Consider the following 13,593-nt stretch of genomic DNA (forward strand, 5'->3'; position numbering starts at 1 on the left):
AGTGATGTGCTGTTAAGTTTCTATTGTTCGAATAATCAATACATAGTTTGTTAAATTGTTTAATATGTGGTATAAATTGACCAAAGAGCAAATTAAAGAGTTTCTATATTAATGAAAGTGAAATACAAAATTTTATTAATTATATCAGGGTTATTATTCTCGATGCCCTGTTATGCTTTTTCATTCTTAGGAGAGAGTGTTTTTGATGGAAGTCAAGATTCCTTGCAAGGTTCTTCATTTAGTTATGAATATTTTATTGATAATAATAGTAGAGTAATTATTGGTGAGACAGTTGAAGGGGATGGCTCAGTCGTAGAGGCGCCAATTATTTTAAATCAGGATTATAATGGACAGGATTATAATGGATATGAATCTACAATAAACAAAACTGCCAGACCTTTAAATGAAAAAGAAATTTTGTATTTAGAGAGTATAATTACTGATTTTAAATTAGAAGAACTTCGAAGTTATAATATAAGGGTTTTTAAGCCGAATGAAGAATCTTATGACGAGGAACAAGTTGGTGCAGCTTTCGTAGAAGCAAACACCATTGTTATTAATGATTCGTTATTTAATAATAATACGTTGTTAGGTAAAATTGCATTTGTTAAAATTATTGTTCATGAGTTAACTCATATAAAAGATTATCAGAAATCTCCAGAAGTTTTTTTGCAAAGACAGGATTTATACTATAAAGTGCTTGTTTCAATTGATTATTCTGAAGATTTTTCGTTTGTAGAATTTAAGGATAATTTAAATAATTTTGTAAGAGCATGGGTTGAGGTAGAAGTATCAGCAGAAGCGGAAGCAATTGAATTTATTTCAGATTATATTAATGAAAAAAACATAGATTTGCTTAAAGAAGTTAATAATTCACAAAGGCGAATAGGTGAAGTAAGAAAAGACGGGCTTGGTAATACTAATTTATCGGAAAATCTGTTTGAAGACAATCGGAGCTGTATTGAAACTTTATATGGCGTTAATGGTTTTACAGATATTCAAGGAAATGTTGATAAAGTAAAATTATTTTGGGGTATGTTTTTTGGCCATCTAAATACATATCTTCCTTCAGTTGTTGAACAAAGGCTATTATTGGCTCAGGAAGAAATAGGATTAATAGAAAAAGATGAAGGGGGTAATTGGGTTATAGGCATAGATAATGTCGGTAAAGTGTCTATCGGTAATTTATTAAAACCCGATATATATAATACTCCAGAGGTAAAACTATTATTTGAGAATATTTTTGGATTACCAATTTCTGATTTACAAGGAGAGTTAGTAGATAGCGGGGGTGTTGACACAGGTACATTAACTATTTATCCTCATGTTTTTACAGACATAGAAAAATCACCAGCTATTTGGTTGCAGTACTATAGTGATAATACCATAGATATTAATTATGATTTTTCAAATGGTGACCGTTGGCTTGGAATTATTATGGATTTAAACCATCCATCATATTTGACTCAACATGATAAGCTTAAATTGAGTTTTAAAGGAGACCCTGATAAATTTGAATTTAAAGTTAACGGAGAATTAATAGATATTATTAAAACTTTAGATGGTGAGTATTATTTCCAAATTGATGAGTTAATTTTTAAAATAGAGATTGCTATTAACAGAAATTACATTCAAGATGATAGTCAAGAAGGTTCATTGAAAATTAATTTTTTACCTCTAAATAATTAATTAGAACTACAGGGAGATTCTAGCTGATATCTCATCTCCATTTTTCCCTTGGAATATCTTGCGAAAGACAGGTAACAGCAAGTAGAGATAAAGGATGAATATTATTTAGACACCAAGTTTTCTGAATTCCAATGTTGATGAACTTAATTGGTTTTGATGATATTGTAAATAAACAAGTTAATTAATAGTGGGGGATATTTAGCTCCCACAGCGCTCCCATAATGCTCCCATAATTTTTCCACAACGCTCCCACAATCTCCCGACTATAATTTAATTAAGTTATTGATATTAATAGACTTAAGTATAATTTTATTAAAAAGCAGACAAAATCACTCTTCTGTTGCACTATAAAAGACTATTTTTGACAAAGATATGTACAGTATAGCGCTACAACAAGCTAAACTTAGGATTAGCGAATATTTACCCCTCCTCGTACGAAACAAGCTTTTTGTTCCCTGCAGTTAACTATAGGGCTATTAGCCTGTTAGTCAATGGTAGGGGTTTTAAACAGTACAATATTTAAAGAGCAACTTAGCGATATACCCTTGCTGTGTTTGATTTTGAGCATTACCCATATCTAGCCCTGTTTTGGTCACTATTTGGTCACCAGATGACTGTAGGGGGTTTAAAAATAGCACAATATTGAAGTATTCTCTATGCTATACCACCATAGTAGTGTGTGTGTTGTTAAATTTCTATTGTTTGGAATTAAACACCTAGTTAAACCTTGACTACTTATAATAAATAGGATTATTATGTGTTATCATGCCACAATGTAGTGGATATATAATTTGGTGATTTAATATAGGCAACTCTAGAGAGGGTTGTCTTTTTTATTTTAAAGGAGGTGAATCATGGCAGTAAAGAAGAAAGCAGCAAAGAAGAAAGCAGCTCCGAAGAAAAAGGCTGCAGTGAAGAAAGTTGTAAAGAAGAAAGCAGCTCTGAAGAAAAAGGTTGCAGTGAAGAAAGTTGTAAAGAAGAAAGCAGCTCTGAAGAAAAAGGTTGCTGGTGGTCCAAGAGGACCAAGGCCTCCTAGAAGAAAATAAATTTAATATAAATATGTTGAAATGGATTTTAAAGAAATATTTAATATTTATAGAGAATTAAATTCTAGTGTAAGGCAAAAGATTTCAGCTCTTTCTTTAGTCGTGATGGCTGCTATATTTGTGTTAATAGACAAGGAGCTAGGGGTCAAAGATTCTTTTGTTCTTTATAAGCTTTCTTTTCTTTGTTTTGTATTTTCTTTGTTTTTTGAAATTATAAATGGGCTTTGGGCGAGTGTTCATTATGCTAAATATATTGATGGTAAAATAGAAAGTTTAGATTTTAGAAAGAGTCGATGGGGTGTATGGACTGAAAAAGCGTTTTGGGCCATGTGCGTTTGTTTCCTTATTGGTGGGGTATTGTTTACAATTAGTATCTTTAAATTATCTCTTCCTTAAAAAATAAAATGAAAACTTTAGATGAAAAAAATATAGAATTATCGAAAATGCTTTTTTCACTTAAACATAGTATTGATTTAGAAAAGTTATTTGGATTAAATGCAGATATTATAAACAAAGTTGGAGTTGGGAAGAAGTTTTTTGTTCATATTCGAATGATTTTAAAGGAATCTTTTGTTATGAGTATATATAAAATTTTTGAGAAAGAAAAAACATATTCTTTGAACTCTATTCCTGCAATACTAGAATTAATTAAATCTAAAGAGTTAAATTGTAAGTATCCTGACTATGTAGATGAGTTTATATCTAAATATGAAAATGGCAAGAAAGGGACTAATTACATTGAAGCACTTGAAGCTATTTATGAAAGTTTTTATTCAAAACATCAGGCTTCTTTTGAGAGATATGATTATGCCAGAGATAAAGTAGTTGCTCATTCTGAATATAAAGCTCAGAGAGATTTATTGCCTAGTCATGCAGTCATGAAAGAAGTATTATTATTTGGTGTCGATTTTAATCGTATGATATCCGAAGCATTTCTTGGTGTAGGGCCGCATCCAATAGCTAGCGATATGCAAGTGTCTTCAAGCCTATGTAGATTATTAGAAGAGCTAGGTTATAAGAATATAAAAAAGGAATTTGATAAATAAAATAAAGTGATAGTAAGTGGTAGTTTTTAGTCAGTAGTTATTTTGTTATAATAAAATGATTAAGAACGGAAATAATGTTAAAGATATAATGTTTTATTTATGCAGGGTAAATTTTGTACTCAAAGAATTTAAAGAAAGAGTATGCTGATTTAATTATAGGAGATGATATTGTATGTTTAGGGTGTCTTTAGTTTTGAATTTGCCTGTCGTTGATACGCGACGATGTTACCCAAATGTTGAGAGCCTTTCACTTAGCCATTGTATCACTGGAAACTTTGGTAATGTGATGATAGTAGAATCTGCTATCGCAAAAGCTTAGAATTATACTTTAGGCACCCTAGCATTACTAAAATGATGTATTTATGACAAGCAGTAATTTTTTTAAATTAGAAGCAGCAGACTTAAAGAAAAGTTTTCTTGATTTAGATAGCATTCAAGATTTGGCTGCTCTTTTAGATGTAAGATGTAGCTTAGTAACATACTATGCTTTTATTCTGCCCGACAAAATAAAATATAAAAAGTTTACTATTCCTAAAAAATCTGGAGGTCAAAGAGAGATTAATGCTCCGATATTGCCATTAAAAGCAATTCAAAATAGATTAAATTTTATTCTACAAAATATTTACACCCCAAAGTCTTATGTGCATGGTTTTGTTAAAAAAAGAAGTATCCTTACTAATGCACGAAACCATGTATCTAAAAGTTTTGTTGGCAATATTGATTTAAAAGATTTTTTCCCTTCTATTAATTTTGGTAGAGTTAGGGGGGTGTTCATAGCAGCTCCTTTTGAATTTAACAATAAAGTAGCAACAGCATTAGCACGTATTGCATGTTTTGATAATTATTTACCGCAAGGAGCTCCGACTTCGCCTATAATTTCCAATCTCATTTGCGTTAAACTAGATAGTAGACTATCACAGCTTGCAAGAAAATATGATTGTTTTTACACTCGATATGCAGATGATTTGACTTTCTCTACGTTGTCTAGTGTTTTCCCTGAAGCAATTTTAAAAAAGGAAGTAGTTAATGGTAGAGAAGATATTGTAATTGGAGAAGAATTAAAAAACACAGTGATAGATAATGGATTTAAAATAAATAAAAAGAAATTAAGATTAAAAGACAAAAGACAACGGCAAGAAGTTACAGGATTAACCACAAATGTTTTTCCAAATGTAAACAGGAAGTTTATTAGGCAGGTTTGGACGATGATTCATATGTGGTATAAGCATGGTTTAGCCTCTGCTGAGAAAGAGTATTTTAATCGCATAGACGATAAGTTTAGAAATCCGAAACATAAACGTCCGTCATTTAAAGAAATACTTGTTGGCAAGATAGATTTTATCGGGCAGATAAGGGGAAGGCAGGATAGGATTTATTTAAATTTATGTAGAACGTTTAGGAAGCTTTGTCCGAAGAAAAAATTCTATGTTGATTATGATGATGAAAGTTTACCATTGATTATAACAGAGGGTAGTACCGATAGAATACATCTTAAGGCTGCCTTAAGAACGTTATATTCTAAAAGGTTGTATAGGTATCTAGATGTACGTTTTAATGAATATACACAAAGCATGGGTTCTGGTGCTTTGTCTAAATTATGTAAAGAGATGTGTAAAGTGCAACAACCAGTAAAAACAATATTTATTTTTGATAGTGACGAAGAGGAGTATATTGTATTTGCAAATGAGGGAGGTAGATGCGGTGCCCCTAGATATTGGGGCAATAATGTGTTTTCCTTTTCATTGCCGATACCTCCCCACAGGCAAAAACAATCTTATATTAGTATAGAGCATTATTATAAAGATGATGAGATTAAGAGATTGGATAGTAACGGGTGTAGATTATTTTTTAAGAATGAATTTGACTGGAATACTAAGGAGCATCTTTCTGAGAATTTGAAAATAAAAGAAGACAAAAAGATAAAAGGAACAAAGCTTACCTCAATAATTGACCATAATATTGTTAGCAGTAGTAATGATGCTAATATGGTATTGTCAAAATCTCTGTTTGCAAAAAATGTGTTACACAAAGAAAACAATTTTCACGATTTTAATTTCGATGAATTTACTAGAATCTTTGATTTAATTAATGAAATATTAAGATAATTTAATTAAAAATCCAACTTCAATATGCTGTTTATGGAGTAAGTGCATATATTTTTTAAAATTTTTCAATAATCTGTACTAGATTACCTTAATATTGTTGCTTGTTCCTTTATGTGCCTAGTAAAACTGTAGATTAATTTAGAAAGGTAAGTAATATATGAACGGGATATTAAACGGACAAGAATCGGTATTTTATAAATTATTTCGGTATATTTTTTTGCTAATTTCGAGAGATATTTCTAAGGAAACCACCTTGAAAAGCTTATGATTTTGTGGTATAATTTAAAAGTTAAGTAAGAGTTCCTTTAAAATGTTTATTTAGCAAAGAAAAGATTTAGACGAATTAGAGATTCGTGGTATAATGTATCCGATAGTTCGAGAATCAATCTAAAAAATATTCCATCTAGCAGGGAAGATTAAATTTCGGTATTTTATTCAATGTAGTATTGTCGATTAATTTAGATGTTAGTTTATAAAAAAGTTTTTTCCAATATATGGATGGATGGGGGAGCGTAGTATTGATAAATTTTAATAACTTACGAGGAGGTGATGTCTATGAGAAATTGATATGGTAGTATTTTGTTGGTTGTTTGGGGTAGCGTAGGTCTAAGGCATTCTAAAGGAAGAAATTCCACCGTAGAGCTTATATAGAAATAATAATACATTTTCTATGAATTATTCTCCCTGAGCATTAGTCGAGGTTAAATAAAATGTTAACTTTAACAATGTTTAAGGAGAATAATTATGTATGCAGAAAACAGCAAAATTAACGTAGTATTAGTAGAGCTAGAAGTAAAAAAACATTTCCCCAAACTTTGGAAGGCTACCGAAGCTTCTTTAGCAACAGTTGCAACGCTCCTGTTGAAAAATAATGCTAACCCCACATCTTTAGTGTTGATAGGTCCAGTCTCATCTGGAAAATCAACAGTACTAAGTTTTTTCCAAGGGTTAGAAAAGATTACTTACTGTACCGATTATTTTACAGCTAAAGCACTTGTTACTCATTATGCAAATAAAGATAAAAAGGAGCTAGATGATTTAGACCTACTTAAAAGAATCAAAGGTAAAAGTATGGTCGTTTCTGATTTAGGATGCATTTTTGGCTCCAAGAAAGATAATCTAAGAGAAACCCTAGGTATATTTACTAGAGCTTTAGATGGAGAAGGTCTTCTTACTGATTCTGGAGTTCATGGTAGGCGAGGGATTAAGGGGAGTTGTATGTTTGCAATGCTTGGAGGTACTACTCCATTTAAGTATAAAATATGGGATGAAATGGGGCGATTTGGCTCTAGGATGTTGTTTATTACAATGCCTTTTCTAGAGGATGAGACTAATGAAGATATCAAAAATGATTTTAAAGGTGAATTATCGTATTTAGAAAAAAGACAATTTTGCGGAGGGGAGGTCAATCAATATTTAAAAGATTTATGGGAAGAAACTGGCGGATTTCAATCTATCGATTGGGATGATAGTAGTACTTCAAGTGAGATTATGGATTTTATAATTGAATCTGCCAGATTGTTATCTAAGCTCAGAGGGTTAGTCCCGATATGGAACAGTAGCGATGGAGAATTCCAGTATCAACAACCTACAATAGAAGCTCCTCATAGAGCTATCTCTTTATTTCTTAACTTAGCAAAGGGTAGGGCAATCATTAATGGAAGAAGGCAAATATGTATAAATGATATGGCTCTAGTGCTTGATGTGGCACTTAGTTCATGCCCGTCAGATAGAGGGAAGATATTTAAGGCACTGGTTAAATCGGAAAATGGTACTTTAAATACTCAAGAAGTATGCGAAGTACTCAATGTTAGTACTAAAATAGCTTTAAGAGCTATGGAGAATTTTAGTATATTAAAAATAGTAGAGCATTACGATAGAAAGGAAGGAGTAGGTAGGCCTGGTTGTGTTATTCGCTTAAGAAAGGAAATAAAGGAGTGGACTGAAACTTCTAATTTTAAGCAATACTTTGCCGAAAACGAGAGTGATATAGGGTAATATATACAATACTTTATTATATATATATATAGTTATTGTTGTTATGTATCACTTAGTAAAAAGTAAAAAAACTACTAAAGAAACTACTAAAAAATGCTAGAGAAAATGAACGATAAGTATGTTTTTTGTACTTATCGTTCAAGGGGGAACTATTTGGTTCCCCCTTCAGTATAACTAAGAACTTAATGCTTTACTCTATGCTACTATTCAGCTATAATATGTTATAAGATGTTCTAATATACTATGAATATAATAAAAGAACTTAAAGATTACCGATTAAAGAACAAAATTACTCAACAAGAATTAGCTAAGATGCTAGAAGTATCATTTGCTACTGTAAATAGGTGGTTTAATGGACATACTAAGCCTAGTGAAATACAGGAGTATCATATAAAAGAACTACTAAAAAAGGAGGAGATAAAGGCTAAATAAGAAAGCACTAGAAACAAGGTTTTTACAGGCTCATACCCGTATTGTCAGTGGTTCGAGTCCACTCACCGCCATTTCTAATCCTACCTAATAAATACATGCAATTTTAAAAAACTTATAAAGTAATTTGACAACACGAAATTATATGGTATAAATATATTGGAAATAAATTGCTCTTAGGGTGGGGAGCTTGAAATAGATGAGATGAGAATAAAAGGTGTGAAAAGTAAAAAAGGAGGTTAGAAGATGAAGAATTTAATAGTAATTGCGGCAATGGGGTTTTTAGGAATAACAATGTTTAGTTTACCAAGTTTTGCTGTACCTTGGGAACAAGAAAAGATGCCTATAGATTGTGAGTACATACAACAAGAAAATCAACCAGCAATTGTCGGCAGTTTAGAAAAAATGGAATACGTCGACTTTAAGAAAGGGGCTGCTAAAGATATTGCATACTCATTAGAAGATGTTGATATGGATAGTTTAAATAAGGCCTTAGAAGTCATAGATAAAGCTTTATGTTCTTCATTGGTAGGTGGTGCATGTGTATTACCTATAGATGTTGAGAAGATAACTAGGCAACTAATGGCCATTGTAGGTGTATATTCAAAACAAGAAATGGATATTGAAGCTGAAACTGAATCTTTTACTAAAAGAATAGACGAATTTATCACGTTTAAATATCCTGATATACAAGATTTTGCAATCGATGGCTACGTTCTGGGTATCCTTTTGAATATTTATAGTTGTGATTTAAGAAATATTTCATTTGAATGGCATGACTATAACGAAAGAGCTCTTAATGATTTAAGCAGAACTCCATTTGAATGGCATAACTATAACGAAAGAGCTTCTGATGAAGACAATTAATCTTTGATTACGATCTAGATTAGAAAGCCCGTCATTAATTTGACGGGCTTTTCTTTTTGTATATTCCTATTTAATTCCGTAGTAAAATAATACTATAAATACTAACCGCTTAACCCCAAAAGGAGGCGATGGAGGCTAAGCAGGGAAGTACTAGTAGTCAGTAGGGTCAAAACGTTAGTTTTCTGGCGTTAGCCGTGGCTCATACCCGTATTGTCAGTGGTTTAGTGGAGCATCCCGAGATAAAATATCTATAGTTGAATTTCAACGGGGCGAGTCCATCCACCGCCAAAGTCTCTTCTTTTGATTGGCTTGTTTTTTCTTTTGCAATAGAATATTTTTGGATTAAAATATAATACAAAAGATAAAATTTGTTATTTTAACACTGTTTATTTCTGCCTGTATCTTGCCTGTTAATATTTTATATTCTCAAGAATATGGTGGTCTCACGGATTGGGAGTGGCAGGTGGTTAATGAGCTTGAGGATAGATTAGATGCTTTGGGGGATTGGCCAGATTGGGAAGATACAGACAGAGTGGTTATGGAAGTAGCAAATAAGTATAGGCTTACTAAAGATGAACTGTATGATCTTGATGAAATAGCATTTTATTTACGGATATATTTGGGGGATTTTTAAAATAAAAGTTGATTTGTAATTTAGGTGGTTTAATGGACATACTAAACCTAGCGAGATACAAGAGTATTATATAAAAGAACTACTAAAAACCCCAAAAGGAGGAGATAAGGGCTAAATAAGAAAGCACTAGAAGTAAAGTTTTCTGGCATTAGCCGTGGCTCATACTTGTAATATTGGTGGTTCAAATCTACTCATTGCTATATCTACATTTTACCGTGGTTAATTTATGTTAAATCGGTAGATTAGCGAAGCATCTCGAATGAAAAGCATCGTAGAGTAACTTCATTTGGGGCAAATTTACTTCCCGGCATTATAACTTCAGCTGATAATCGATAATAAGCAGTGAAAATTTTATACCTCGGCAAAAATTCTATCCCAACTACGAAGTGGTTTTTTGTTTTTAGCTTATAGCCAATAGTCAAAAATATCCTGCCGTAATTTGTAAAGCACTTAAATATAAGTTATATTTATTATGAGAGGTAAGAATGAAAGATTATAAATTTAAGGTTTTTGGATTAATCTATTTAGCATTAATGAGTTGTATTTTGTTTTGCACTGACTCTGCTTATGGAAGGAGAGTTAAAGAGAGTGTTATACAAAGAAATTTCAGTTTGATCGAAGACAGATTCAGTGAAAATATCGCTAATAAATTGTTAAACCTCAAGTTAAATGGGAGGGAGATAGGTAGAGAAGTATTGGCAAGAGGAACTTTAATAGGAGGCCTTGAACCCGTATTAATACTTAGAGCTGTATTGGAAGATAATTTTGAAAATACTCTATTTGGTCAAGAACCAAATTGGGATGAAATTGCCAGCGAAATAAGCTTTTTTTTCGATATGGATATTGAGCAGTCCAAAAGACAATGGATTAATAAAGAAGATGTAATTGGTTGTATGGGATATGTGTATCCCAATATATCCAAAGGAACAATAGTAAGCGTAAAGAGTATTTTTAATTATAACTATACTCACTCTGTTGCAGAATGTTTAGCAATAAGTTTATATGATAAGGATTCAGGAATAATTGCACTAGTACATTTAAAACCCAATTTGTTTTTTTCAGAACAAGAAAAAGTTAAACTCTGGATGGAAGTAATCAATGATACTCTATATAGGTTAAAAGACAGAGGTGCTGATTTAGGAAATTTGGAGGCAAGAATTATTGGGGGGAGCGTATATATTCTTGAAACCGGCACATATATTTTTAAAACTGAAGAAGAAAAGATTGCTGCTGTGAAGAGAATTCTTAAAGTTTATCAAGTACTTATAAGTTTAAATATCCCGATTGTTGAAAGAGATATCTTGAGAACAGAGCGTTCTAATGATTTAATAGTCTCTGCCTATGACGGGTTATTCTATAATGTGCGCCCATAGTATAGGGAGAGTTTGGTAATTAGTTTAATTTTGCAAAATAACAAAGAAATATAGACAAAATTAGCAAGGAAAGAACAGATAGTTAATAATTTACCAAATCCGGTGGGCTTTTCTTTTTATATCTTTCCACCTCATTTCATAGTAAAATAATAGCAATTGCGGATGTTTTCTCCCGAATTTTAATCCAAGGATTAAATAATGCAAATAGAGCAAGTTGTAATTGATGATTTGTCAGAGATTTTAAGCTTACAGAAGTTAGCATTTCAAAATGAAGCTGAAATCTATTCTGACTGTAAAATTCCGCCTTTAACCCAAAGCTTGGAAGATATAAAAGAAGAATTTCAACAGAAAGTTTTTTTAAAAGCTGCGGTAAATAGTGAAATAATCGGTTCTGTGAGAGCATTTAAAGAAAAGAGGTCTTGTTATATTGGAAAACTTATAGTACACCCTGATTTTCAGAATCAGGGTGTCGGTACAAGGTTAATACAGGAAGTAGAGGGGATCTTTAGAGATGCTGAATATTTTGTATTATGGACAGGACATAAAAGTGAAAAAAGTATTTGTTTTTATCAGAAGTTGGGCTATAAAGCAGTTAAGGCTACATTCGATATTAGAGATAATAAATTTTTACGCTTAGAAAAAAGAAAATATAGAGTAACTGAGTAGGTATATATTTCTTTTATCCCGTTTCAGATGTTGTTGAAAGAAGGGAATAAGCTACTAAAAATATCCAAAAGGAGGCGATGGAAGCTAAGACAGAGAAGCATTAGTAGCCGGTTTTCTGATGATAGCCGTGGCTTATACCTATAGTGCCGGTAGTTTAGCGGAGCATCTCGAGATAAATATCTATAGTTGAATTTCAACGGGGCAAGCCTACTCACAGTCAGTAGTTTTGGAGTTTTTTTATTGATTCTTTTTAAATAAGGTGTAACTTAAATACTATGATTGAGCGTCGTAAATATCCAAGATTAGATAATTTTCTTAGTGTTAATTATAAGGTATTAGGTATAGACGATTCTCTGGTTAATACCGTATGTAAGAATATCAGCGCAGGAGGGATATGTTTTCCTGTTAAAGAAGATATACAACAGGAGACTCTATTGGAAATAGATATCTATATCAGAGAGATAAAGAAAGGTATCCAAGCTAAAGGCAGGGTCGTCTGGTTAAAAAGAAGAGAGGATAAATGTTATCCTTATATTGTAGGTGTTGAATTTACCGAGATTGAAGATGGTGAGCGTGATTTTATTCTTCATTATGTTTGGGAAAAATTGAGGGAAAAAGAATAATCCAGACCGTTAATAGTTTCATTACTATCATTACTTAATAAACTTGGCTGTATCTGTAGTGCAAAATGAGTATTCTTTATCAGCTTTATTTTCTCAGGAATTCTAGTAAAATAATTTCTGTTATATGAAGTTAAAAAATGAGGTTAGAGATACTATATCTGAATATTTTCTCATAAAGAGAGGAGAGAATATCTTGCTATCAGTATCGGGTGGACCCGATTCTGTTGCTATGGTTTATATCCTAAATGAGTTAAGATCTGAAATAGGATTTAATATGGCTCTGGGTTATTTTCATCATGGGATAAGGAAAGATTCTGATAAAGAACAGAAATACGTAGAAGGACTTGCTGCTGTTTTTAAAATTGATTTTTATACTAAAAGATCTGATATACCTCTTATTTCAAAAAAAGAGAAGAGTTCTCTTGAGGATACTGCAAGAAGAGAGAGATATAAGTTTTTAATATCAACAGCTAAAAGGAGAGAGTTTGATAAGATAGCCGTTGCTCATAATAGCGATGATCAGGCTGAGACTATATTGCAAAGATTGATGCGGGGCTCAGGGTTAAGAGGTTTTAGAGGTATCTCTTTCAAGATGGATATGGATGGAGTAGAGATAGTAAGACCGTTACTTTCCTCTTCAAGGAAAGAGATAGAGAGATATTTAGAGAAGAATAAGATATCTCCATGCATAGATAAGAGTAATTTTGATACTAAATTTAATCGTAATAAGGTTAGACATGAGTTGATACCTTATATAGAAAAGGAATTTAATCCAAACATCAAAGAGCTTCTCTGTAAAACAGCCTCCAACATGTCGCAGCTGCATAGTTTTATAGAGGCTGAAGTTGAAGATGTTTTTAAAAGGTGTGTGAAAAAGGAATCTTCTTATGTTAAGATAAAGACCGATAGATTAAAAAGATTCCATTCTTATATTATGGCGGAGCTTGTGAGAAAAGCAGTTGAGGTGGTTAAAGGAGATCTAAAGAGGTTTGAATATTCTCACTGGAAAGAGATAGAGTCATTAATTTATGAACGTCCGGATAATTCCGTAGTAGATTTACCTGGAGGGATAAAGGTTAGGAAAGCGAAATCTTGGATAACTATAGGGAGGTAGATA

General features: G+C 32.0%; 13 protein-coding genes. All 13 read left to right on the top strand.

Annotated features, from left to right (window positions below):
* Positions 1–111 precede the first annotated feature (111 nt).
* The 13 genes from P9L98_00655 (at position 112) to tilS (ending at position 13,590) form a co-directional block, all read left to right on the top strand.
* A complete protein-coding gene (locus P9L98_00655) occupies positions 112–1,689 on the top strand; it encodes a hypothetical protein (protein MDP8215820.1) in 1,578 nt (525 codons plus the stop codon).
* Between the two features lie 854 nt (positions 1,690–2,543).
* Complete coding sequence (locus P9L98_00660; GenBank protein ID MDP8215821.1) at positions 2,544–2,735, top strand: hypothetical protein; 192 nt, start codon at positions 2,544–2,546, stop codon at positions 2,733–2,735.
* Between the two features lie 21 nt (positions 2,736–2,756).
* Positions 2,757–3,131 carry a hypothetical protein gene (locus P9L98_00665; GenBank protein ID MDP8215822.1) on the top strand — a complete coding sequence of 125 codons (375 nt, stop codon included), beginning with the start codon at positions 2,757–2,759 and terminating at the stop codon, positions 3,129–3,131.
* 8 nt (positions 3,132–3,139) lie between these two features.
* Positions 3,140–3,781 carry a hypothetical protein gene (locus P9L98_00670; protein ID MDP8215823.1) on the top strand — a complete coding sequence of 214 codons (642 nt, stop codon included), beginning with the start codon at positions 3,140–3,142 and terminating at the stop codon, positions 3,779–3,781.
* Positions 3,782–4,143: 362 nt separating this feature from the next.
* Complete coding sequence (locus P9L98_00675) at positions 4,144–5,886, top strand: reverse transcriptase domain-containing protein (GenBank protein MDP8215824.1); 1,743 nt, start codon at positions 4,144–4,146, stop codon at positions 5,884–5,886.
* A gap of 744 nt (positions 5,887–6,630) precedes the next feature.
* On the top strand, positions 6,631–7,884 hold the full coding sequence (locus P9L98_00680) for a hypothetical protein (protein MDP8215825.1): 1,254 nt from the start codon (positions 6,631–6,633) through the stop codon (positions 7,882–7,884).
* A 243-nt stretch (positions 7,885–8,127) separates the two neighbouring features.
* Entirely contained in the window at positions 8,128–8,316 is a 189-nt protein-coding gene (locus P9L98_00685; protein ID MDP8215826.1) for a helix-turn-helix transcriptional regulator, read from the top strand.
* A gap of 243 nt (positions 8,317–8,559) precedes the next feature.
* Positions 8,560–9,180: a hypothetical protein gene (locus tag P9L98_00690; protein ID MDP8215827.1), complete on the top strand. Its 621-nt coding sequence runs from the start codon at positions 8,560–8,562 to the stop codon at positions 9,178–9,180.
* A gap of 463 nt (positions 9,181–9,643) precedes the next feature.
* Positions 9,644–9,814, top strand: coding sequence for a hypothetical protein (locus P9L98_00695; protein MDP8215828.1), 171 nt, complete (start codon positions 9,644–9,646; stop codon positions 9,812–9,814).
* A 485-nt stretch (positions 9,815–10,299) separates the two neighbouring features.
* Positions 10,300–11,187, top strand: coding sequence for a hypothetical protein (locus P9L98_00700; GenBank protein MDP8215829.1), 888 nt, complete (start codon positions 10,300–10,302; stop codon positions 11,185–11,187).
* 198 nt (positions 11,188–11,385) lie between these two features.
* The gene (locus tag P9L98_00705) at positions 11,386–11,853 is read left to right on the top strand and encodes a GNAT family N-acetyltransferase (protein MDP8215830.1); all 468 of its coding nucleotides are present in this window, start codon (positions 11,386–11,388) and stop codon (positions 11,851–11,853) included.
* Positions 11,854–12,128: 275 nt separating this feature from the next.
* Positions 12,129–12,476 carry a PilZ domain-containing protein gene (locus P9L98_00710; protein MDP8215831.1) on the top strand — a complete coding sequence of 116 codons (348 nt, stop codon included), beginning with the start codon at positions 12,129–12,131 and terminating at the stop codon, positions 12,474–12,476.
* Positions 12,477–12,600: 124 nt separating this feature from the next.
* Entirely contained in the window at positions 12,601–13,590 is a 990-nt protein-coding gene (gene tilS / locus P9L98_00715; GenBank protein MDP8215832.1) for a tRNA lysidine(34) synthetase TilS, read from the top strand.
* Positions 13,591–13,593 lie beyond the last annotated feature (3 nt).

This window comes from Candidatus Kaelpia imicola, from assembly GCA_030765505.1.
GTDB lineage: Bacteria > Omnitrophota > Gorgyraeia > Kaelpiales > Kaelpiaceae > Kaelpia > Kaelpia imicola.